The sequence below is a fragment of the Mycobacterium sp. 852002-50816_SCH5313054-b genome, from assembly GCF_001667185.1.
In the GTDB taxonomy this organism is placed as follows: Bacteria; Actinomycetota; Actinomycetes; order Mycobacteriales; family Mycobacteriaceae; genus Mycobacterium.
Genome location: NZ_LZIC01000115.1, coordinates 49,403 through 72,381 on the forward strand (window position 1 = coordinate 49,403; position 22,979 = coordinate 72,381).

15 protein-coding genes, 1 pseudogene and 1 riboswitch are annotated in these 22,979 nt (G+C 69.4%); of the genes and pseudogenes, 6 read left to right on the top strand and 10 right to left on the bottom strand.

Annotated elements, in window-relative coordinates; translation table 11 throughout:
* Positions 1–30 precede the first annotated feature (30 nt).
* On the top strand, positions 31–789 hold the full coding sequence (locus A5787_RS21080; protein ID WP_066970618.1) for a class I SAM-dependent methyltransferase: 759 nt from the start codon (positions 31–33) through the stop codon (positions 787–789).
* Here A5787_RS21080 and A5787_RS21085 read toward each other — a convergent pair whose 3' ends face one another.
* Positions 790–1,716, bottom strand: coding sequence for an RluA family pseudouridine synthase (locus A5787_RS21085; protein WP_082977353.1), 927 nt, complete (start codon positions 1,714–1,716; stop codon positions 790–792). It abuts the gene before it with no gap.
* The gene (gene lspA, locus A5787_RS21090) at positions 1,713–2,303 is read right to left on the bottom strand and encodes a signal peptidase II (protein ID WP_197507324.1); all 591 of its coding nucleotides are present in this window, start codon (positions 2,301–2,303) and stop codon (positions 1,713–1,715) included. The genes A5787_RS21085 and lspA overlap by 4 nt, the downstream gene beginning before the upstream one ends.
* 43 nt (positions 2,304–2,346) lie before the next feature.
* Here lspA and A5787_RS21095 point away from each other — a divergent pair, with 43 nt between their 5' ends.
* A complete protein-coding gene (locus tag A5787_RS21095) occupies positions 2,347–3,285 on the top strand; it encodes an asparaginase (protein WP_066970654.1) in 939 nt (312 codons plus the stop codon).
* Here A5787_RS21095 and A5787_RS21100 read toward each other — a convergent pair.
* Positions 3,250–4,635, bottom strand: a complete 1,386-nt coding sequence (locus tag A5787_RS21100) for a DNA polymerase IV (protein ID WP_066970652.1) — start codon at positions 4,633–4,635, stop codon at positions 3,250–3,252. The two genes, A5787_RS21095 and A5787_RS21100, sit on opposite strands and share 36 nt — an antisense overlap.
* Positions 4,636–4,684: 49 nt before the next feature.
* Between A5787_RS21100 and A5787_RS21105 the strand changes: the two genes are divergently transcribed.
* A complete protein-coding gene (locus tag A5787_RS21105; protein ID WP_066970624.1) occupies positions 4,685–5,179 on the top strand; it encodes a hypothetical protein in 495 nt (164 codons plus the stop codon).
* 81 nt (positions 5,180–5,260) lie between these two features.
* Here A5787_RS21105 and A5787_RS27465 read toward each other — a convergent pair whose 3' ends face one another.
* The 7 genes and pseudogenes from A5787_RS27465 to A5787_RS21140 all read right to left on the bottom strand — a co-directional run bounded on the left by A5787_RS27465 (position 5,261) and on the right by A5787_RS21140 (position 13,898).
* Positions 5,261–6,172, bottom strand: a complete 912-nt coding sequence (locus A5787_RS27465) for a hypothetical protein (protein WP_066970626.1) — start codon at positions 6,170–6,172, stop codon at positions 5,261–5,263.
* Positions 6,173–6,334: 162 nt separating this feature from the next.
* Positions 6,335–7,197, bottom strand: a pseudogene (locus A5787_RS21115) (DUF559 domain-containing protein).
* A 93-nt stretch (positions 7,198–7,290) separates the two neighbouring features.
* Complete coding sequence (gene ileS / locus A5787_RS21120; protein ID WP_066970628.1) at positions 7,291–10,440, bottom strand: isoleucine--tRNA ligase; 3,150 nt, start codon at positions 10,438–10,440, stop codon at positions 7,291–7,293.
* A gap of 319 nt (positions 10,441–10,759) precedes the next feature.
* On the bottom strand, positions 10,760–10,990 hold the full coding sequence (locus A5787_RS21125; RefSeq protein WP_066970630.1) for an Rv1535 family protein: 231 nt from the start codon (positions 10,988–10,990) through the stop codon (positions 10,760–10,762).
* Between the two features lie 276 nt (positions 10,991–11,266).
* Positions 11,267–11,436: riboswitch (M-box (ykoK) riboswitch) on the bottom strand.
* A 94-nt stretch (positions 11,437–11,530) separates the two neighbouring features.
* Complete coding sequence (locus A5787_RS21130; RefSeq protein WP_066970632.1) at positions 11,531–12,175, bottom strand: TetR/AcrR family transcriptional regulator; 645 nt, start codon at positions 12,173–12,175, stop codon at positions 11,531–11,533.
* Positions 12,172–13,296, bottom strand: a complete 1,125-nt coding sequence (locus tag A5787_RS21135; RefSeq protein ID WP_066970634.1) for a nitronate monooxygenase family protein — start codon at positions 13,294–13,296, stop codon at positions 12,172–12,174. The genes A5787_RS21130 and A5787_RS21135 overlap by 4 nt, the downstream gene beginning before the upstream one ends.
* A gap of 38 nt (positions 13,297–13,334) precedes the next feature.
* Positions 13,335–13,898, bottom strand: coding sequence for a carboxymuconolactone decarboxylase family protein (locus A5787_RS21140; RefSeq protein ID WP_156764060.1), 564 nt, complete (start codon positions 13,896–13,898; stop codon positions 13,335–13,337).
* Between the two features lie 787 nt (positions 13,899–14,685).
* Between A5787_RS21140 and pks2 the strand changes: the two genes are divergently transcribed.
* The 3 genes from pks2 to A5787_RS21155 all read left to right on the top strand — a co-directional run.
* Positions 14,686–20,979 (top strand): type I polyketide synthase, encoded by a 6,294-nt coding sequence (gene pks2 / locus A5787_RS21145; RefSeq protein ID WP_066970638.1) that lies wholly within the window; start codon positions 14,686–14,688, stop codon positions 20,977–20,979.
* A 59-nt stretch (positions 20,980–21,038) separates the two neighbouring features.
* Positions 21,039–22,484 carry a condensation domain-containing protein gene (locus tag A5787_RS21150; RefSeq protein WP_082977356.1) on the top strand — a complete coding sequence of 482 codons (1,446 nt, stop codon included), beginning with the start codon at positions 21,039–21,041 and terminating at the stop codon, positions 22,482–22,484.
* Positions 22,485–22,539: 55 nt separating this feature from the next.
* The coding region (locus A5787_RS21155) for a glycosyltransferase (RefSeq protein ID WP_197507326.1) at positions 22,540–22,979 on the top strand (440 nt) is incomplete at its 3' end.

Consider the following 22,979-nt stretch of genomic DNA (forward strand, 5'->3'; position numbering starts at 1 on the left):
GATCTCGGAGCTTCGGCGACAATGCAATGCATGTCCCGCACATTCGAAGATCTGGTCGCCGAAGCCGATTCCGTACCCGTCGACGGCTGGGACTTCTCCTGGCTCGACGGCCGCGCGACCGAGGAGAGGCCGTCCTGGGGCTTCCAGCGGAAGCTGAGCGGTCGCTTGGCGACGGTGTCGGCCGCGCTGGACATTCACACCGGCGGCGGCGAGGTGCTGGCGGGCGCGGGGCCGTTTCCGCCCACCATGGCGGCCATCGAGACGTGGCCCCCGAACGCGGCGCTGGCGACCAAACGCCTACATCCGCTGGGCGTGGTCCTCGTGGCCACCCGGGACGAGCCGCCGCTGCCGTTCGCCGACGAGGCGTTCGATCTGGTGACCACCCGTCATCCGATCTCGGTGTGGTGGGCCGAGATCCGTCGCGTGCTGCGGCCGGGCGGCACCTACTTCGCGCAGCACATCGGGCCCGCCACCATGGGCGAGCTCGTCGAGTACTTCATCGGGCCACAACCGGAGAAATGGGCCGAGTTTCACCCCGACTCCGTGCGCGCGCAGGTGGAGGCCGCGGGCCTGCAGGTCGTGGATTTGCGCGCGGAGCGGCTCCGGGCCGAGTTCTTCGACATCGGCGCCGTCGTCTACTTCCTGCGCAAGGTGGTGTGGACGGTGCCGGACTTCACCGTGGAGCGCTACCGGGACCGGCTGCGGCAACTTCACCAGCAGATCGAGGCCGACGGGCCCTTCGTCGCGCACCCGACGCGCGTCCTGGTCGAGGCCCGCAGGGCGGGGTGATCAGCCCTCGGCGCGCAACACGTCGAGCGCGTGCTGCAGATCGGGTGGGTAAGGGCTGACAATCTCCATCCGCCTGCCGTCGGCCGGGTGGGCGAAGGACAGCGAACGAGCGTGCAGCCATTGCCGTTCCAGCCCAAGTCTTTTCGCCAGCACCGGGTCGGCTCCATAGACGAGGTCACCGCAGCACGGATGGTGCAGCGCGGAGAAGTGCACCCGGATCTGGTGGGTGCGACCGGTTTCCAGGTGCACGTCGAGCAGGCTCGCCGCGACGAAGGCCTCGACGGTGTCGTAGTGGGTGAGGCTGTGCCGGCCATCCTTGGTCACGGCGAACTTCCACTCGCCGCCGCGGTGCCGTCCGATCGGGGCGTCGATCGTCCCGCTGGACGGATCCGGATGTCCCTGCACCAGCGCGTGGTAACGCTTGTCGACGGTGCGCTGCTTGAACGCCCGCTTGAGCACCGTGTAGGCGCGCTCGGACAGCGCCACCACCATCACCCCGGAGGTGCCGACATCGAGGCGATGCACGATGCCCTGCCGCTCGGGCACGCCGGAGGTGGTGATCCGGTAACCGGCGGCGGCCAGACCGCCGAGCACCGTGGGACCGGTCCAGCCCACCGACGCGTGGGCGGCCACCGCGGCGGGCTTGTCGACCGCGACGATGTCGTCGTCCGAATACAGGATCGTCATGCCCTCGATGTCGACGGGCGTGTTTTCCGGCGGGGCCGGCGCCTCGGGCAGGCGCACGTGCAGGAAGGCGCCACCGGTAAGGCGGTCGGACTTGCCCGCCCGCGCCCCGTCGAGTTCGACGCCACCGCCTTCGGCCAGCGCGGCCGCCGCGCTGCGCGACAGCCCCAGCAGGCGCGCCAACCCGGCGTCGACGCGCATGCCCGCCAGTCCCTCGGGGACCGGCATCGATCGTTCGCTCAACGCTGGCCGGCCTCTCGCCGGCCGCTCTCCGGGGTGGTGGGCCGCCGACGACCTATGGTGTCGAAGTCATAGCCGAAGATCGACAGCGCCACCAGCAGGATGGCCCCGCCGACCACCGACGGGTCGGCGACATTGAATACCGGCCACCAGCCGACCGACAAAAAGTCCACGACGTGGCCGCGCAGCGGCCCGGGCGACCGGAAGAAGCGATCGACGAGGTTGCCCATGGCGCCGCCGAGGATCATTCCGAGCCCGACCGCCCACCACGGCGACACCAGCCGTCGCCCCATCCAGAAAATGCCGACCACCACGCCCGTCGCGATCAGCGTCAGCACCCAGGTGTACCCGGTGGCCATCGAGAACGCCGCGCCCGAGTTGCGCACCAGGGTCCAGGTCACCGTGTCGCCGATGATCGACACCGGCTGGCCCGGTGGCAGCAGCTTGACGGCGAGCACCTTCGTCACGATGTCGAGGGCCAGCACCACCGCCGCGACCGACAGCAGCAGGCGCAGCCGCCTCGGCGGCCTGGTGGGTGCGGGTTCGGCTTCGGCCACCTCCGGGGCCGGCCCTGATGGTTCGTCGGACACGTCACCATCATCCCCTAAGCCGAACGTGCGCGATGATGCCACCATGGGCCGCCTTACCGTCATCGCCACCGGAGGCACGATATCGACCGGCAAAGGCGCCGACGGGGTGCGACGACCCGCCTACAGCGGCGCGGACCTCACAGCGCCCCTCAGCGGGACGTTCGACGTCAGTGTCGTCGACCTGATGTCCCTCGACAGCTCGGAGTTGACGCCGGCCGACTGGGACCGCATCCGTGACGCCGTGCGCGCCGCGATCGACGACGGCGCCGAGGGTGTGGTCATCACCCACGGCACCGACACCATGGAAGAGACCGCCCTGTGGCTGGACCTCACCCACGCGGGCGACGTTCCGGTCGCCCTGACCGGGGCCATGCGCAGCGCCGACGCCCCCGACGCCGACGGCCCGGGGAACCTGCGCGATGCGTTGGCGGTCGCGGCCAGCCCCGCCGCCCGCGGCCTGGGGGTCCTGGTGTGCTTCGCCGGCCGGGTCCTGCAGCCGCTGGGCATGCACAAGATTGCCACCGACGAGCTGAGCGGCTTCGCCGGCGAGCTCGTCGGCGCGGTGCGCGGCGACGTGACGCTGGCGGGCGCCAAGACGCGACCGTATCTCGGCGACCTCAGCGCCGTTGGCGCGCCGCGGGTCGACATCGTCGCGGCGTACCTGGGCAGTGACTCGGTGGCGCTGGACGCCTGTGTGGCCGCGGGCGCCCGAGCCGTCGTGCTGGAGGCGCTGGGCTCGGGCAACGCCGGAGCGGCGGTGGTCGAGGGGGTGCGCCGGCACTGCGGCGCCGGGGTGGTCATCGCGGTGTCCACCCGCGTCCCCGGCGGGCGGGTCGGCGCGAGTTACGGCCCCGGCCACGAGATGGCGGCCGCCGGCGCGGTGATGGTGCCGAGGCTGCGGCCGCCGCAGGCGCGGGTCCTGGCGATGGCCGCGCTGGCCGCGGGGCTACCCGTCGCCGACGTCATCGACCGCTGGGGATAGCACCGCGTCGGCCTGCAGCGCGCCGATGTAGTCGGGCCAGTCCAGGGAGTCGACGGGGTTGGCGCCGGTGAGGTCGCTCGTGTCGGCGGGGAACGTGCGCGCCGGGCCCGGCCCCGAGCCGCGGGTCTCGAACCGCACGGTCACCACCCCGTGGCCGGCGCCCTGCACCCAGCCGTGCCCAAGTTCGCGGTGGGAGACGTCGTCGCCGATCCGCCACGCCGACGCTTCCGGGGCGGGCGCGAACATCGCCTCGGTCGCCGTCTGCACCTGTTGCTCGTCGGACACCTCCCCCGCCAGGTCCAGGTCGGGAAACAACGACTCCTGGCGCACGTCGCTCAGGCCCGAAAACCCTACGCCGAGAAGGCGAATCGGCCCGATCTCGCGCGGGTCGAGCAGCAGCCGGCGGGCCAGCGCGATCAACGCGCCCGCTTCGGTCGTGGCGTAGGGCAGCGTCGCGGAGCGGGTCAGCGTGCTCATGTCCGACTTCTTCAGCTTGACCGTGACGGTGCGCGCGCCGCGGCCGTCGCGCAGCAGGCGTTGGTGCGCGTGCTCGGCGATCGGGTCGATCGCGTCGCGCAGCTGCTCGAGGCTGGTCAGGTCGACGGCGAAGGTCGACTCCGAGCTGATCTGCTTGGCCTCCGCACGCTCGGCGACGGGGCGGTCGTCGATGCCGCGGGCCAGGCGGTGCAACGCCGGACCGACCGTCGCGCCGAGCAGGTTGGCCACCTCGGCGTCGGTCAGCGCGGCCAGCTGCCCGATCGTCTCGATGCCGAGCCGATTCAGCTTTTCCTCGGCGACCGGGCCGATGCCCCACAGCCGCCGCACCGGCAACCCCCCGAGCAGCGATTGCTCCTCGGCGTGCGGGACCACCCGCACGCCGTCGGGTTTGGCCAGGCCGGACGCGATCTTGGCGATCTGCTTGCCCGAACCGGCGCCGACGGAGGCGACCAGCCCGGTCTCGTCGCGAATGCGTCGCCGCAAACGCTCGCAGAACGCCTCGACCTCCCCGGCCGCCGCCCCGGCCAGCCCCTGCGGTTCACCGAAGCCCTCGTCGACGGACAGCTGCTCGACGACGGGCACCAGGCGGCGCACCGTGTCGAAGACCCGGCGGCTCGCCACCCCGTACACCACACCGCGCGGCGGCAGTACCACCGCGGTCACACCGATCAGCCGGCGCGCCTGATGCATCGGCATGGCCGACCGGGCGCCGAACACCCGCGCCTCGTAGCTGGCGCCGGCCACCACTCCCCGGCCGCCCAGCCCGCCGACCAGCACCGGCCGCCCCCGCAGGGTCGGTCGGGTCAGCTGCTCGACGGAGGCGAAGAACGCGTCCATGTCCAGGTGCAGCACCCAGCGGGACTCCACAACTGCAGATGCTATTGGTCTAACGTCCTGGGGTATGGACGCCGAGCGAAGCGCGCCGAAGCCCCGGCTGGCGCGGTTGCGCCACCAGTGGGACCAGCGGTTGCTACCCGGTGAGCAGGCCACCGTGCTGGCCTGGACGTCGTTCACGCTCACGTTTGCCGGTCTGCGCGGGCTCACGCACTGGATCCGAGCCGGCCACGGGCCGTCGGGTGGCGGAGTGAGCTTGGGCGGCAAGCACTTTCACCACTACAACATCGGCATCGGGATGCTGGCGACGGTGGCCGGCGTGGGTCTGCGCGGATCGGAGAAGCAGCGGCGGCACCCCGCGGCGGCGATCGCGTACGGCGCCGCGAACGCGATGATCGTCGACGAGCTGGCCCTGCTGCTGGACCTCAAGGACGTCTACTGGGCGCGCGACGGCCGTCAGAGCGTCGACGTCGCGGTCGGCGTCATCGCGACCGGCGCGACGGTCGTGGCGGGGATGCCGTTCTGGCCGCACGCCCGCCGCGCGCTTCGGTCGCGCGGGTAACCAGACCGCGAAAGCGCAACTGCCGACCGGCCCTCTCGGGAACCTGTCGGCAGTTGCACTCTCGCGGTTGAGCAACCGGGCTCACTTCTTCCCGGGGGTCGGCAGCTGCTGCATCGGCTGCGGGTGAACGGGCTGCTGCTGGATCGGTTGCGGGTGGATCGGCTGCTGCTGGATCGGCAGTGGGTGAATCGGCTGCTGCTGGATCGGATGTTGCTGGCAGGCAAGGCACTGGACCGGCGGGTGGCCGCCACCCTGCTGCCCGCCGCCCTGCTGCTGGCCACCGCCCTGCTGCTGGCCACCACCCTGCTGCTGGCCACCACCCTGCTGCTGGCCGCCACCCTGCTGCGGCGGCACGGGAACGGGAACGGGCACGGGCACGGGCACCGGGATCACTCCCGGGACGTTGACCGTCACCGACGGAGGGGGCGGCGGGGTGCCCGGGTCGGCCGGGGCACCGGGATCGGCCGGGGCCGCCACGGGCGCCGGCGCAGGCGCGGGCAGGACCACGACGGGCGCTTCCCCGCCGCCGGCGGGTCCGGTCGCACCGGGTGAGACCTGCGCGGCGTCGGGAGGCGTGGCCGCCGAGGGCGGAGCCGGCGCCACGGCCGGCGGCGCAACCGCGCTGGGGGCCTGGGGCGACGCCGGGCTGACGACGGAGTTCGGCACCACGACGGCCGGCTTCTGCTCCTTGCCCGACCCATCGATGAGCATCAGGCCGACGCCGGCGACCGCGCCGAGCGCCGCAACCACCGCCCCCGCCACCAAGAAGTTCGTGCCCCTGGAGCGCGGCTTCGCGGTCACGGTCGTGGGCGCAAAGTCCTCGAATTCCGCGGGCGTGGACATCGATCCGTCCTCGATCGCGGGGTCGCCCAGGGGGCTCGACGCCCACGCCTCGCCGACGGTGAGGTCCTCGTGGGGCATAGCGGCAACCGTCAGGTCGTCGGGCCGAAGGGCGGCGAAGGTCCTCGACTGGAAGTCTTCGATGGTGCTCATGGCGTGTTCCTTAACTGTGGTCGCGACCCCCGTTGGGCCGCCGTCACAGGTAGGAGCAGCCACCCCCGATGGCTCGGACAGTTTTTTCGGAACTTTTTGCCGCGAAAGTGCAACTACCGACGCCCTCACTCGCGAAATGCGTTGCTAGCTGCACTTTCGCGGTCAACAGGGACAGCCCGCCGCCACCAGAGCTCCGCGGATCCGGGCGATGGCGATGTCGGGTCGGTTCCGCAGCAGGTCGGCGCTGACTCGGATGATCCGCCAGCCCCGTCGCTCCAACTCAGCGGCGCGGTCGATGTCCCTGGCGCGAATCCGCGGGTCGGTCCAGTGCTGCGCTCCGTCGTATTCGACACCGACGCGCCACTGCTCCCACCCCATGTCGATGCGCGCCAGCACGGCGCCCCACTCGTTGCGGACCGGTATTTGGGTTTGGGGTCTGGGTAAGCCGGCGGAGATGATCGCGAGCCGGGTCCGAGTCTCCTGCGGCGATTCTGCTCCCGCATCGACGAGAGCGAGCACTTGTCGCAACTGCCTCACGCCGCGAGCGCCGCGGTGCGCCTCAATCAGCGGCAGTACCTCATCGACCGGAAAGCCGGTGGCCCCCGCCAACGAGTCGACAGCGACAACGGCGGGGACCAGCCTGGGACGCCGTCCCAAGTCGAACGCGGTGCGGGCCGGCGACGTGACCGCCACGCTATTCATTGAGGTGATCTCCCCGGCCAACAACGACTCGTTCCGCGTGACGATCAACCGCGGCGAGCGTTTGCGACTGCTGATGAGCTCCGCCGGCGCGTGCGGATCGACCCACTCCGCGCCGAGCAAGGCGGCGGCGGAGTTCCCGGCGACAACCGCCGTCTTGCCCGACCACAGCCAGGCGGCCACCGCCCTATCCTTCGCGGTCAGGACGCTGCCACCCCGTTGATAGACATTGCGATAATCCGCGTGCACGACCGTCGGAGCTCACGTTCCGTGACGGTGCCCGCATCGACCGCGTGCGTGCCGATAAATGGTGTCCCCTTCCCCATGGCCGAAGAATGCCATGGGCCTCCGACACCGCGCGAAAGTGCAACTGGCGACACCCCTACTCGGGAAACGTGTCGCCAGTTGCACTCTCGCGGTCATGCCTTCGCGATAGCTACCCGCACGCCGTCACCGATCTCGGCGCCGTCGGCGGGTTCGCCGAACTCGAAACTGGTCGCGAGTATCTCCCCCGCGATCAGATCACGGTGCGCCTGCGCCCAGTCGGCCCGCCCGGCGGGCACCGACATCACCACGCTGATGCGGTCGGACACATCCAGCCCGGTCGACTTGCGCAGCTCCTGCAGCTCGCGGATCCGGTCCTTGGCCCAACCCTCGGCCTCCAGCTCGGGCGTCACCGTGCCGTCCAGCACCACCAGACCGGACCCGTCGGGCAGCGCCGCGGTGTAGTCCGGATCCGCGGCCACCAGGCGGGAGCTGTACTCCTCGGGCTGCAGCACCGCGGGGCCCGCGGTCAGGGTGCCGTCGGGGTTGACGACGCCCTCGCCGGCCTTGACCGCCTTGATGGCGGCCTGCACGTGTTTGCCCAGCCGCGGCCCCGCCACCCGCGCGTTGACGGTGAGCTCGAACCGGCCGTACGTGTCGATCGCGTCGGTGAGTTCGACACGCTTGACGTTGAGCTCGTCGGCGATCAGGTCGACGAACGGCTCCAGCCGCTGCGGATTGCCCACCGCCACGGTCAGTTTCGGCAGCGGCAGGCGAACCCGCAGCTTCTTGGCCTTGCGCAGCGACGACGCCGCCGAGCAGACTTCCCGCACCTGATCCATGGCGGCGACCAGATCGGGATCCGCCGATAGGACGTCCGCTCCGGGCCAGTCGGTCAGGTGCACCGAACGCCCGAAGGTCAACCCCCGCCAGATGACCTCGGTGACGGACGGCAACAGCGGAGCGGCCAACCGAGCGGTCACCTCCAGCACGGTGTGCAGGGTGTCGATGGCCTCGGCGTCTTCCTCCCAGAACCGCGAACGCGACCGTCGCACATACCAGTTCGTCAGCGCCTCGGTGAACTGGCGCAGCTGCTCGCAGGCCCCGGAAATGTCGCAGGTCTCCATCGACTCCGTCAGGTCCCCGCGCAGCTCCGCCAGCTTGGCCAGGATGTAGCGGTCCAGCACGTTGGCCGAATCGGTGCGCCAGCTACCGACTTTCGGCGCGTACAAAGCCAGGAAGCTGTATGCGTTCCACAGCGGCAGCAGCACCTGCCGCGCGCCCTCGCGGATGCCCTGCTCGGTGACGATCAGGTTGCCGCCGCGCAGGATCGGCGAGGCCATCAGGAACCACCGCATGGCGTCGGAGCCGTCACGGTCGAAAACCTCGGACACGTCCGGGTAGTTGCGCAGCGACTTGCTCATCTTCTGGCCGTCGGAACCCAGCACGATCCCATGTGCCACACAGGTTTTGAATGCCGGCCGGTCGAACAGTGCGGTGGCCAGCACGTGCAGCGTGTAGAACCAGCCGCGGGTCTGGCCGATGTACTCGACGATGAAGTCGCCCGGATAGTGGCCGTCGAACCACTCGTCGTTCTCGAACGGGTAGTGCACCTGGGCATAGGGCATCGAGCCCGAGTCGAACCACACGTCGAGCACGTCGGGGATGCGCCGCATCGTGCTGCGACCCGTCGGGTCGTCGGGGTTGGGCCGGGTGAGCTCGTCGATGTAGGGCCGGTGCAAATTGGTGGGCCGCACCCCGAAGTCGCGCTCCAGCTCGTCCAGGCTGCCGTAGACGTCGACGCGCGGGTAAGCGGCGTCGTCGGACTTCCACACCGGAATCGGCGTGCCCCAGTAGCGGTTTCGCGAGATCGACCAGTCGCGCGCGCCCTGCAGCCACTTGCCGAACTGGCCGTCCTTGACGTGTTCGGGGTACCAGGTGATCTGCTGGTTGAGTTCGACCATCCGGTCCCGGAATTCGGTGACCGCGACGAACCACGACGACACCGCCCGGTAGATCAGCGGGTTGCGGCACCGCCAACAGTGCGGGTAGGGGTGCTCGTAGGTCTCGTGGCGGACCAGCACCGCGCCGTTCGCGGCCGCCGGGCCGCTGCCGTTCTTCAAATCCCGGATGATGTTCGGGTTGGCGTCAAAGACGCGCTGCCCCTGGTAATCCGGGACGGTCGCGTCGAAGCGGCCCTTGGAATCCACCGGGGTGACCGGCGCAATGCCGGCCGCATCGCAGACCGCCATGTCGTCCTCGCCGTAGGCCGGCGCCATATGCACGATCCCGGTGCCGTCCTCGGTGGTGACGAAATCGCCCCGCAGCACCCGAAACGCCTTCGCCGTGTCCATGAAATAGGGAAACGGCGGCAGGTAGCGCGTGCCCAACAAATCCGCGCCCCGATAGGTGCCCAGCACCTCGGGCTCTCCCCCGCAAGCGGGAGGTGCCCCCACCCCCAGCTCTCGCGCGTAGGCGCCCAGCCGGGCCTCGGCTAGCACGAAACGGCGCTCGCCTGCGCGGATCTGCACGTAGGTCATGTCCGGGTGCACGGCCACCGCCAGGTTCGACGGCAGGGTCCACGGCGTCGTCGTCCACACCAACAGATGGGCGCCGTCCAGCTCACCCCCGGAAACCTTGAATCCCACGGTCAGAGCCGGGTCCTGGCGGCTCTGGTAGACGTCGTCGTCCATCCGCAATTCGTGGTTGGACAACGGGGTTTCGTCGCGCCAGCAATACGGCAGCACCCGGTAGCCCTCGTAGGCCAGGCCCTTGTCCCACAGCTGCTTGAACGCCCAGATCACCGACTCCATGTAGCTGGGATCCAGCGTCTTGTAGTCGTTGTCGAAGTCGACCCAGCGCGCCTGGCGCGTGACGTACGCCCGCCACTCGTCGGTGTAGCGCAACACCGATTCGCGGCAGGCCTCGTTGAACGCCGCGATGCCCATGTCGTCGATCTGGGACTTGTCGGTGATGCCGAGCTGGCGCTCGACCTCCAGCTCGGCGGGCAGCCCGTGGGTGTCCCAGCCGAACCGGCGCTCGACCTTGTAGCCGCGCATGGTGCGGTACCGCGGCACGATGTCCTTGACGTACCCGGTGAGCAGGTGGCCATAGTGGGGCAACCCGTTGGCGAACGGCGGCCCGTCGTAGAACACGTACTCCGGGGCGCCGTCGCGGCGCGCGATGCTGGCCCGGAAGGTGTCGTCGCGGGCCCAGTAGTCGAGGACCTCGACCTCGAGCGCCGGGAAGTCCGGCGCCCCGCCGGCCAGCTTCGGATAGGCCTTGACGTCAGCGTTCTCGGTCACGATGTGTGTCGTCTCCTGTGGCCGTCCTGCTCAGGCCGGGGACGACGACGCGCACGGTGCGCGAGCGCCGCGGTACCACCCCGCTTGCCGCGCTCGCGCGCGACCGCTCGATGCAGGCTGTGACGGGCCTACCCGTTCGGTTCTACTGAGCCGCGCCGGCCGTTCTTCCGAAGGCTCCCCGGTGATCGCCGGATCGATGCCACTGCGTCGATTCTACTCAAGTGCCGCACCCCGAGGAGCTACCTGGCCTCAGGAAAGACCTGCGGCCGGGTAGCCCCTCGGAGCCCTGAATGCTCGCCGTCCATCGGTGCGCCATATCTCAGGACCGGACTTCGAGGACACCGACGCGCCACAGCGCCGCGTACACGTGGCGCAGGCCGATGCTCAACAGGTGAGCGGCGCCGTCCACCACCGGGTCGCTGATCACGATGGTCCGGCTGTCGACCGGGCGCGCCGCCTTGGCGGCGGGGGCCGGGTTGGCGTCGCGCACCACCGTCAGCGTGCGGGCGGGGGCTACGGTTACCACTTCGTCGTGCAGAACTGCGGTCATGATCGTCTCCTAGTCGGAATCAAAATCGAGGACTGAATGGACTGACGTGTCCCGTCCCGTAGTGGTTCCGAACCCCAGAACGCTTGGCCGCGAAGCCGATTGGCTAGGCGCGAAGGTCGCTCGGGAGAACGGATCGGGACGAAACACAGTTCGGACTTCGGCCCGGACTGTCGCTGGAACTCATACGTCCCTCACCTCCTCGACGTCACGACGCGTGCGGTTTTCGCACGATCTACGCGCACCAAAAGGAGTACAGAAACCGGCGATCGCCGGAGATCCGCACCCCTCTCGTCAGAGCTTTGGCACTACACGACGTGTCCGATATTCCGGAAGCCACCTGGGCTCAACCCTTAAGCCGGGAGGAGCTGTCCTGACCCGGGGCGTCTTTGGACGTTCGGGGTCAGTGGCCTGTATTCGTGTAGACGCCTCACCTAACGAGGTGCATACGCGACCGATAATGCACGACGGGCACGACACGGTCAAACGCCCTGGCGCTGTGTCACCCAATCTTTATGCGTTCATTACGCGCGCACACAGGCTTCAGCCAGCTTCGCGCGGACGCAGCCCGTCCAGCGCTAGCGCCACGACGAAATCGGCCACCTCGGCCGCCGTGACGTCGTCGTCGGTGCGCAGCCGCCGGTGCGCCAGCTGCCCGACGAGCGCGGCCAGCGCGTACGCCACCATGCGCGGCGGTGCGGCGACCACCTCGCCACGCGCCTGCGCCGCGACGATGAAGGTTTCGATGTCGTCGATGAACCGCTCGTAGATCCCGCCGAGGTGCTTCTCGAATCGCTCGCCCATGGCATACGGATCGCGAAGCAGCAGCTGCACCGTGGCCTTGTCGGACTCGAAGAACTCCAGCGTCGCGCGTACGGCGACGCGAAGCGGCTCCTCGTGCCCGGCGTCCGCCGCCGGCACCCCCGCCGCGGCCAGCGCCGAAACGACGTGGTCGCGCAGCGTGCCCTCCTCGGCGGCCATCAACGCGTGGAACAGCTCGTCCTTGGAGTCGAAGTACCAGTAGACCGACCCGTACGCCAAGCCGGCCCGCTTGGCGATGTCGGCGATCGTCGTGGCGTGAAAACCCTTGCGCGCGAAGACTTCCTTGGCGGCCGCCATAATCTGGTCGCGCCGCTGCGACTTGTCCTCGTCGCTGACCGCGCGGCGCCGCCGGGTCGCGCTCGTCACGTATCGACCAGGCCGTCGAGCCGGCCGATCGTGTCGATGAACTCCTCCACCATGTCGAGCACCACCGAGCGCACCGGGCGGACCTTGTCGAGCGAGCCGACCACCTGGCCGACGAAGTAGGTCGCCAGCTCGCGCGCCTCGGCACCCGGGTGGGTGGCCGCCTGGTTGATGCGCACCTGCGCGCCAGTGACCAGCGCGGTCTGCAGCGGCATGCCGAGCGGGTCGGGGGTGTCCGGGCGGGCCCACTCGTCGGTCCAGGCGGTGCGCAGCATCCGGGCCGGCTTGCCGGTCATCGACCGGGACCGCACGGTGTCCGACGAGCTGGCCGCCAGGAACTTCTCCTTGACGACCGGGACCGTCTCGGCCTCCTCGGTGGTCAGCCACACCGACCCGCACCACACCCCCTCCGCGCCCAGCGCCAGGGCCGCGGCAACCTGGCGACCGCGGGCGATGCCGCCGGCGGCGAGCACGGGAACCGGCGCCACGGCATCCACCACCTCGGGCACCAGGACCATCGTCGCCACCTCTCCGGTGTGGCCACCGGCCTCGGTGCCCTGCGCGACGATCAGGTCGACACCCGCGGCCGCGTGCCGCCGCGCGTGCTGGGTGGTGCCGGCCAGCGCGGCCACCAGGACGTCGTGTCGGTGGGCGCGCTCGACGAGGTCGGCGGGGGGCGGCCCGAGCGCGCTGGCGATCAGCCGGATGTTGTGGGCGAAGGCCACCTCGAGCAGCGGCTCGTAGCCCTTGGGCGAGATGTTGAGGCCGCCGGATGACGCCTTGGGCTCGCCGGTGGGCGCCGCGACGCCGTAGCGGGCCAGGAGGTCCTCGACGAACGCGCGGTGCTCCTCGGGAAGCAGCTCCCTGGTTTGTTTGGCGTCGATCCCGCCCTGCTCGGCGCCGACGTATTTGGGCGGCAACAACAGGTCCACACCGTACGGCTTGCCGCCCGTCTGCTCCTCGATCCAGGTCAGCTCGTTCTGCAGACGCTGCGGACTGTGCGCGACGGCGCCGAGGACTCCGAATCCGCCCGCGTTGGTTACCGCGGCCACCACGTCACGGCAATGGCTGAAGGCGCAGATCGGAAACTCAACGCCGAGCATCTCGGCGACTCTGGTTCGCATCGCCCGACGTTATGAGTTACTGACTGATAAGTCAATCGTTACGGCGACCGGCCGTCCGGCGGCCAGCTGGACACGCCGTCTTCCAGCGGAACCTGGAGGCTGTGCAGGATCGACGCGACCATTCGCCACGCGCCGATGGCGGTGACAAGCTCTATGAGAACCGCTGTGTCACTGTGTAATTCGCGCGAGCACGCGGCCCAACTCGCCGCGCTTACCGCGCCGTCGCGCACCACGTCGTCGGTGGCCGCCAGCACCGCGCGCTCGGCGGGCCCGAAGCCGTCATACCCCTGCCAATCGCGCACGCCGAGGATGTCGTCGGGGCTCACGCCCAGGCCCGACGCGACCCTCCAGTGCTGCGTCCACTCGTAATCGCACGCGGTGAGCCAGCCGATCCGCATGATGACCAGCTCCCGCAACCGCGGGTCGAGGGCGCCGTGCCAAAGCATGGTGGCGAGCAGGTCGTTGAGGGAGCGCGCCAGCGTCGGATGGTTGAGCAACACCTGGAAGATGCTGAGCTCGGCCATGTAGTCGGGCACCGCGGCCTCGTCGGCGGCCGCTTTGGCCTCGTCGAGGGGCAGTCGAGGGACCCGGGCTTGCCCGATAGGTGAAGTCATCGCGTGAACACTCCGGGTACTGGTGAGACACCTCACATTCATCGGCCATCGTAGCCAGCGGCACGGACTCGGCGGCCCGGGCGCGCCGGCGAAAGGCCCGCAGCGCCACGGCCGAAAACCAGCCCGGCCGTCGACAACCGCGCCGCTCGGCCCGTCATATGGCCACACCGCACGAATCGGTGGCCGTTAAATCGGCACTTAACTTGCAATCTTAAAGATTTCAGCGATTTTCCTGCGGGGCTTCCCAATAGCCCCTACTATGGCGGGATTACGCATCCCGATGCAGTGCATCGGCGCGTCCAATTTGGTTTCTGCCTCGCCCGACCCCAGGTCGGGTGGTTCGTGCAGCCCCCGCCACCGCGCTGGCCGACAACGCCCGTGGTCATGTTTGCCACCCCAGCACGCCACATCGCCGGAGCAGTTGCGGCACAGCACCTCTGGCAGCGACTCGAGTCCGGCACTACGGCCGATAATCGTGCGAAAAGTATGTGACCACCGTGTGACTCAAGCTTCCTGTCAGCGACGATGCTTCGAGCGTTGTTAAATTTTTGTACGTTCGCACGATTTTTCCACGCGGTTCGGACCAAGCCGCTACGCTGCTGATCGCGCCACGTTGTTATGGCGAGCTTCGATAGCGGGGGTCGGTGGGTTGTTTGTGTGTTGCTCGCGGAGTTACTAGCTCGCGCAAAAAAATTCGGCGAGATTTCTCGAAGCTGAGATAAGAGCGAGCAGCAGTGATAGGAACTTGTGGATAGGCAAGGAGAGGTGAAGGACAGTGGATAAGGCAGTCGTGACTCCGGTCGCCGTCATCGGGATGGCGTGCCGGCTGCCGGGGGGCATCAACTCACCTGACCTCTTTTGGGAAGCGTTGCTGCGCGGTGAGGACTTTGTCAAGGAAATCCCGGGCGAGCGCTGGGATGTCGACTACTACTACGACCCCGAGCCGGGCGTGCCGGGCCGGTCCGTGTGCAAGTGGGGCTCCTTCCTCGACAACGTGGGCGACTTCGACCCCGAGTTCTTCGGCATCACCGAAAAAGAAGCCACGGCCATGGATCCGCAGCACCGGTTGCTCATGGAAACCTCGTGGGAGGCCATGGAACACGCCGGCCTGACCAAGGACACCATCGCCCCGCAAACGGGCGTTTTCGTCGGATTGAACTACGGCGATTACCAATTCGTGCACGCCGCCACCGACGCCTTTGACGGACCCTACGGAAACCCCGGCACCATCTCCTGCATGGCGTCCGGGCGCATCTCCTACGCGCTCGGCCTGCACGGCCCCGCGGTCACGATCGACACCGCCTGCTCGTCCGGCCTGTTCGCGATCCACCAGGCCTGCCGCAGCCTGAACGACGGCGAGAGCGAGCTCGCGTTCGCCGGCGGCGTCAACGTGATGATGGAGCCGCGCAGGTCCGCCTCCGCATCGGCGGGGGGCATGCTCTCGGGCACCGGGCATTGCTACGCGTTCGACGTCAAGGCCGACGGCTTCGTCTCCGGCGAGGGCTGCGTGGTGCTGTTGCTCAAGCGCCTCACGGACGCGCAGCGCGACGGCGACCGGATCCTGGGTGTGATCCGCGCCACCGCCGCCAACCAGGACGGCCACACCCTGAACATCGCGATGCCGTCGGGTGAGGCGCAGGCCACGGTGTACCGCGCGGCGCTCAAGGCGGCAGGCGTGGACGCCGGCACCGTCGGCATGGTCGAGGCGCACGGCACGGGCACCACCGTCGGTGACCCGATCGAATACGGCAGTCTCGCCGAGGTCTACGGCATCGGCAACCCATGCGTGCTCGGCGCCTCGAAGACCAACTTCGGGCACCTCCAGGCGGCCGCGGGTGCGCTGGGCGTGATGAAGGCGGTCCTCTCCGTTCAGCACGGGGTGGTCCCCAAGAACCTGCACTTCGAGGCGCTGCCGGACGAAATGGCCCGGATCGACACCGGATTGTTTGTGCCGCAAGAGAATACGCCGTGGCCGCTGAGCACCGTGCAGCCGCGACGCGCGGCGGTGTCGGCGTACGGCATCTCGGGCACCAACGTGCACGCCATCGTCGAACAGGCTCCGGCGCCCCTGTCCCGCAACGGCGCCGCAACCCGGCCGAGCCGCGACGGCACGCTGCTGTTCCCGCTGTCGGCCACCTCGGCCGACGGGCTGCGCGAAACCGCCGCCCGGCTGGCCGACTGGGTCGAGGCGCACGCGTCCGACGTGCCGGCGCCTGACCTGGCCTACACCCTCGCCCGCCGGCGCGGGCACCGCTCCGTGCGGAGCACCGTGCTGGCCAGCGACACCCCTGAGCTGCTGACCGCGTTGCGGGAGGTCGCCAGCGGTGACGCCCTGTTCCAGGAAGTGGTCGGCCAGGAGCAGCGCGGTCCGGTGTGGGTGTTCTCCGGACAGGGTTCGCAGTGGGCGACCATGGGCACCGACCTGCTGGCGAAGGAGCCCGCATTCGCGGCGGCCGTCGCCGAGATCGAGCCACTGATCGCCCACGAGTCCGGCTTCTCGGTGACCGAGGCCCTCACCGCACCCGAGAAGGTGACGGGCATCGACCGGGTGCAGCCCACGATCTTCGCCATGCAGGTCGCGCTGGCGAACACGATGAAGTCCTACGGGGTCAGCCCCGGCGCGGTCATCGGCCACTCGATGGGCGAGGCCGCGGCGGCCGTCGTCGCTGGTGCGCTGTCGCTCGAGGACGGCGTGCGCGTCATCTGCCGCCGTTCTCGACTGATGACCACGATCGCCGGTTCGGGTGCGATGGCGTCGGTGGAACTGCCTGCGCAGCAAGTGCTTTCGGAGCTGATGGCTCGCGGCGTCAACGACGCCGTGGTGGCGGTGGTGGCGTCTCCGCAGTCCACGGTCATCGGCGGTGCGACGGACACGGTCCGCGAGTTGGTTTCGGTGTGGGAGCAGCGCGAGGTGATGGCCCGCGAGGTGGCCGTCGACGTGGCGTCGCACTCGCCGCAGGTCGACCCGATCCTCGACGAGCTGTACGACGTGCTGGCCGAGATCGAGCCGTTGACCCCGGCGGTCCCGTACTACTCGGCCACTTCGTTCGACCCGCGCGAGGAGCCGTACTGCGACGCCAACTACTGGGTGGACAACCTGCGCCACACGGTGCGGTTCTCCGCGGCGGTGCAGGCGGCCCTGGAAGACGGCTACCGGGTGTTCGGTGAGCTGTCCCCGCACCCGCTGCTGACCCACGCGGTCGACCAGACCGCCCGCAGCCTGGACATGACGGTGGCCGCGCTCGCGGCGATGCGGCGCGAACAGCCGCTGCCCAACGGGCTGCTCGGGTTGTTGGGAGACCTGTACGCCACGGGCGCCACGGTCGACTTCTCCGTGCTCTACCCCGGCGGGCACCTGATGGACGCCCCGCTGGCCGCCTGGACGCACCGCTCGCTGCTGCTCAGCCGCGAGGGTCACAGCTCCCGCGCGCTGGCTTCCAGCGTCGCGGTGCACCCGCTGATGGGCCAGCACGTGCGCCTGCCCGAGGAGCCGGAACGCCACGTGTGGCAGGCCGACATCGGCACCGCGACGCTGCCGTGGCTGGCCGACCACCAGGTCCACGGCACGGCCACGCTGCCGGGCGCGGCCTACTGCGAGATGGCGCTGGCCGCGGCCCACACCGTCTTCGGTGACGCATCCGGGGTTCGCGACGTCCGCTTCGAGCAGATGCTGATGCTCGACGAGGAGACGCAGATCAGCCTCACCGCGACCGCGGAGGTGCCCGGCGCGCTCACCTTCGCCGTGGAGACCAACGAGGACGGCGTGCAGGCACGGCGGGCCTCCGCCGTGCTGGTGGACGTCGACGACTCGGGCGACGCGGCGCGACCCGCCGCGGTGGACATCGAGGAGCTGCTGGCCGCGCACCCGAGCAGCCTCGAGGGCAGCGACCTGCGCGACGCGATGGACCTGTGCGGCATTCAGTACGGCCCCGCTTTTACCGGCCTGGCCGCCGCGCACACCGCCGAGGGCACCGGCACCACGGTGCTGGCCGAGATCGGGCTGCCCAGCGTGATCCGGACGCAACAAACCAACTACAGCGTGCACCCGGCGCTGCTCGACGCGTGCTTCCAGTCGGTTGCCGCGCACCCGAGCGTCGCCAACGCCAGCCTGGGCGGCCTGCTGTTGCCGCTGGGCGTTCGCGAGCTGCGGGTCCACGGGTCCGTGAGCTCGGCCCGCTACTGCTACTCGCGGGTGACCGCGGCCATCGGCGGGTCCGTCGAGGCCGACCTGGACATCCTGGACAAGCACGGCTCCGTGCTGCTGACCGTGCGCGGGCTGCAGATGGGCACCGGCGTCTCGCCGAGCGGCGAGCGGGCCCGGGTGATGGCCGAGCGGTTGCTGACCGTCGAGTGGCAGCAGCGCCAGCTGCCCGAGGTGCCCGCCACCGAGACCGGCGCATGGCTGCTGGTCAGCACCTCCGATGCTGCCGACCTCGTGGCGACAGCGTTCACCGACGCGATGAAGCTGCACGAGGCGGAGTGCACCACGCTGTCCTGGCCTACGCGGGCCGACCACCCGGCCATCGCCGAGCGGCTGCGCGGTGAGGTCGAAAAGGGCGGTTTAGCCGGCGTGGTGGTGCTCACCGAGCCGAAGAACGGCAACCCGGACGACGAAAGCGCCGTGCGCGGTGGCGAGTACGTCCACCACCTGGTCCGCATCGCCCGCGAGCTCCCGGAGCTGCAGGGTGAGTCGCCGCGGTTGTTCGTGGTGACCCGCAGCGCCCAGAAGGTGTTGTCGGAGGACGTGCCCAACCTCGACCAGGGCGGGGTGCGCGGGCTGCTGCGGGTGATCGGCTCCGAGCACCCGCACCTGCACACCACCCACATCGACGTCGACGAGCAGACCAGCGCCGAGCAGGTGGTGCGCCAGCTGCTGACCACGGGGCCCGGCGAGGACGAGACCGCCTGGCGCAACGACGAGTGGTACATCGCGCGCCTGTGCCCCACTCCGCTCGGTCCGGAAGAGCGGCAATCCACCATCGCGGATCACGAGAGCGACGGGATGCGCATGCAGATCCGCACGCCGGGTGACCTGCAGTCGATGGAGTTCGCGGCGTTCGACCGGGTTCCGCCCGGGCCCGGACAGATCGAGGTGGCGGTCACCGCGTCGAGCATCAACTTCGCCGATGTGCTGAACGCGTTCGGCCGCTACCAGAGCCTGGACAACATCCTGCCCGCGCTCGGCACCGACTTCGCCGGTGTGGTCACGGCAGTGGGACCCGACGTCACCAACCACCAGGTCGGCGACCACGTCGGCGGGATGTCCCCGAACGGCTGCTGGGCCACGTTCGTCACCTGCGACGCACGCCTGGCCACCACGCTGCCCGAGGGACTCACCGACGCGCAGGCCGCCGCGGTGACCACCGCGCACGCCACCGCCTGGTACGGCCTCAACGACCTGGCCCGCATCAGGTCCGGCGACAAGGTGCTGATCCACTCCGGGACCGGCGGTGTGGGGCAGGCGGCGATCGCCATCGCCCGCGCCGCGGGCGCCGAGATCTTCGCCACCGCCGGCAGTGAGGCGCGTCGACAGCTGTTGCGCGACATGGGAATCGAGCACGTCTACGACTCGCGGACCGTCGACTTCGCGGACCAGATCCGTCGCGACACCGAGGGCTACGGGGTGGACATCGTGCTCAACTCGGTCACGGGTGCGGCGCAGCTCGCCGGCATCAAGCTGCTGGCGCTGGGCGGGCGGTTCGTCGAGATCGGCAAGCGCGACATCTACGGGGACACCAAGCTGGGCCTCTTCCCGTTCCGTCGCAACCTCGCGTTCTGGGGCGTCGACCTGGGCCTGATGTCCGTCAGCCATCCGCAGCAGGTCAGCGAGATCCTGAGCAACGTCTACCGGTTGACGGCCGAGGGCGTGCTGCCGATGCCGGAGAGCACGCACTACCCGCTCGCCGAGGCGGCCACCGCGATTCGCGTGATGAGCGCGGCCGAACACACCGGCAAGCTCATCCTCGACATCCCGCGGACGGGGCGCAGCAGCGTGGTGCTGCCGCCGGAGCAGGCGCCGGTCTTCCGCAAGGACGGCTCCTACATCATCACCGGCGGCCTCGGTGGCCTGGGCCTGTTCCTGGCCGAGAAGATGGCCGCGGCCGGCGCGGGCCGGATCGTGCTCACCTCGCGCTCCGAGCCTTCGCAGAAGGCGCTTGAAACGATCGAGCTCGTCCGGGCGATAGGTTCTGACGTGATCGTGGAGTGCGGTGACATCGCCCAGGCCGACGTCGCACAGCGGCTGGTGGCCACGGCGACAGCCACCGGGCTGCCGCTGCGGGGCGTGCTGCACGCGGCCGCGGTGGTCGAGGACGCCACCTTGACCAACATCACCGACGAGTTGATCGACCGGGACTGGGCGCCCAAGGTGTACGGCGCGTGGAACCTGCACGAGGCCACCGCATCTGCGGACCTGGACTGGTTCTGCTCGTTCTCCTCGGCGGCCGCCCTGCTGGGCTCGCCCGGCCAGGGTGCCTACGCGGCGGCCAACAGCTGGCTGGACGCCTTCACCCACTGGCGACGCGCCCAGGGCCTGCCGGCCACGGCGATCGCCTGGGGCGCCTGGGGCGAGATCGGCCGCGGTGCGGACTTCGCGGAGGGCAGCGGCGCCGCGATCGCTCCCGACGAGGGTGCCTACGCGTTCGAGACGCTGCTGCGCCACGACCGTGCGTACACGGGCTACAGCCCGCTGATCGGGACACCGTGGATCGCATCGTTCGCGGAACGCAGCAAGTTCCTCGAGATGTTCAAGTCCGCGGGCGAAAAGCGTTCGGGTTCAAGCAAACTGCGCGCCGAGCTGGCCGACCTGCCGCTCGACGAGTGGCCGACCCGGCTGCGGCGCCTGCTCTCGGAGCAGATCGGCCTGATCCTGCGTCGCAACATCGATGTGGACCACCCGCTGTCCGAGTACGGCCTGGACTCGCTGGGCAATCTCGAATTGCGGACTCACATCGAAGCCCAAACGGGGGTACGCATCACCTCTGCCGACATCACCACGGTGCGGGGTTTGGCGGATCACCTGTTCCACAAGCTGGCGCCTCAGGAGGAAAACGCCGTGGCGCCCGCGTGAGAGAGGTCCTACGTCAGAGTCGACTGCACTGCTAGGCCGGTACTACAAGGAGGGAAAACGTGTTCATAGGTGGAGGCTCTGAGCACGACAGCCTGCGAGTTGGCAACGCCTACGACTGGAACCCGGAGCCGGGACCCGTCGTAAGTTGGGAACCCACACCTGGTTGCGCGGCGAAGGCTCGGCAGGCGCCCGTCAGCCCGGTGCCGCCCAGCTCCATGCAGGCTGGCCATCTTCGGGGCTTCGTGGAGTTTCGGGACCGCGGCCTCGACTACTCGCGGGCGGTCATGGGCTCCTGGGAGGTGCCCGGCCGGTGCGACATTCGCGCGATGACGTACGTCATCAACGCGCACCTGCGGCGCCACGCGACCTACCACAGCTGGTTCGAGTACTCCGATGAGCAGAACATCGTCCGGCACACCCTGAAGAATCCGCGCGACATCCAGTTCGTCGCGAAGGAGTACGGCGTGCTGAACCAGCAGGAATGGCGCGACCACGTGCTGGCGACCCCCGACCCGCTGCAGTGGGACTGCTTCAGGTTCGGGATCATCCAGCACGAGGACCGCTTCGCCCTGTACGCCGTCGTCGACCACCTGCACTGCGACCCGATGTTGATCGCCGGTCTGTACGTCGAGATCGTGATGAACTACAACGCCCTGCTGGAGGGCAAGGCGCCCGTCACGCTGCCCCCGGCGGCCAGCTATGACGACTTCTGCATGCGGGAGCACGCCTGCGTGTCGGGGATGACGCTGGAGTCCCCGGAGGTGAAGAAGTGGATCGAGTTCGCCGAGGCCAACGGCGGAACCCTGCCGGACTTCCCCCTGCCCCTGGGTGACCAATCGATCCCGTGCGGTGGCGACACCCACGTCGAGCGGCTGCTGGGCCCGGAGCAGACGGCTCAATTCGAGGCCCTCTGCCAGCAGGCGGGCGCCCGGTTCAGTGGCGGCCTGTTCGCCTGCGCGGCCCTGGCTCAATACGAATTGACCGGCGCGGAAACGTATTACGGGCTGACGCCGACCGACAAGCGGAAGAGCCCGGCCGACTTCATGACGGTGGGCTGGTTCACCGGTGTGGTACCGTTCACGGTTCCGGTCGACCCGAACTCGTTCGAGGAGACCGCCCGCGCGGCGCAGGCCTCGTTCGACGCGAACATGGACCTGGCCAATGTGCCGTTCGACAAGGTGCTGGAACTGGCGCCCTGGCTGCGCCGGCACGGACCGCAGTTCACCATGATGAGCTACATGGACGCGGGCCTTCCTCCGCTGTCCGCCATCGTCGCCACCGCCCTGGACGGCGTGAACGCGACCGCGTTCACCGATGGCCGCAGCCCGGCGTACATGTACTCGACGGTGTTCCGGCTGTTCGACGAGGTCTCCATCATGGTGTCCTACCCGAACAACCCGGTCGCCCGCGAGTCCGTCACGCGCTACACGGAGGCCATGAAGTCGGTCTTCGAGCGGGTTGTCGCGGGCAAGCTGGCCGCCCTTCCGGTTCGCGTAGCCAGGTAGGCTCCAAGGCGCTTCGTCCCCGAGCGGGGATGAAGTGAAAGGCTGAGCTCCGTCGATGAAGTTCGTTCTGGCGGCCCATGGGACCCGCGGCGATATCGAGCCGTGCGCCACGGTCGGTGCGGAGCTGCGGCGCCGGGGACACGACGTCCGAATGGCGGTGCCGCCCAACCTCGTTGGCTTCGTCGACGCCGCCGGCGTGCCCGCCGTCTCCTATGGACCGGACACGCGAGAACAAGTCGTGGCCGTCGCGGATTTCACCCACAACGCCTTGAAGGTCCAGAACCCGGTCAACTTCATGCGCGACCTCAGGGAGCTTTTCGTCGACGGCTGGGCCGAGATGAGCCGCACGCTCACCTCGCTGGCCGACGGGGCCGACCTGTTGGTGACGGGCCAGACCTACCACGGGGTGGTGGCCAATGTCGCGGAGTACTACGACATTCCGGTCGCGGGGCTGCATCACTTCCCGGTGCGGGTCAACGGTCAGCTCGGTGTTCC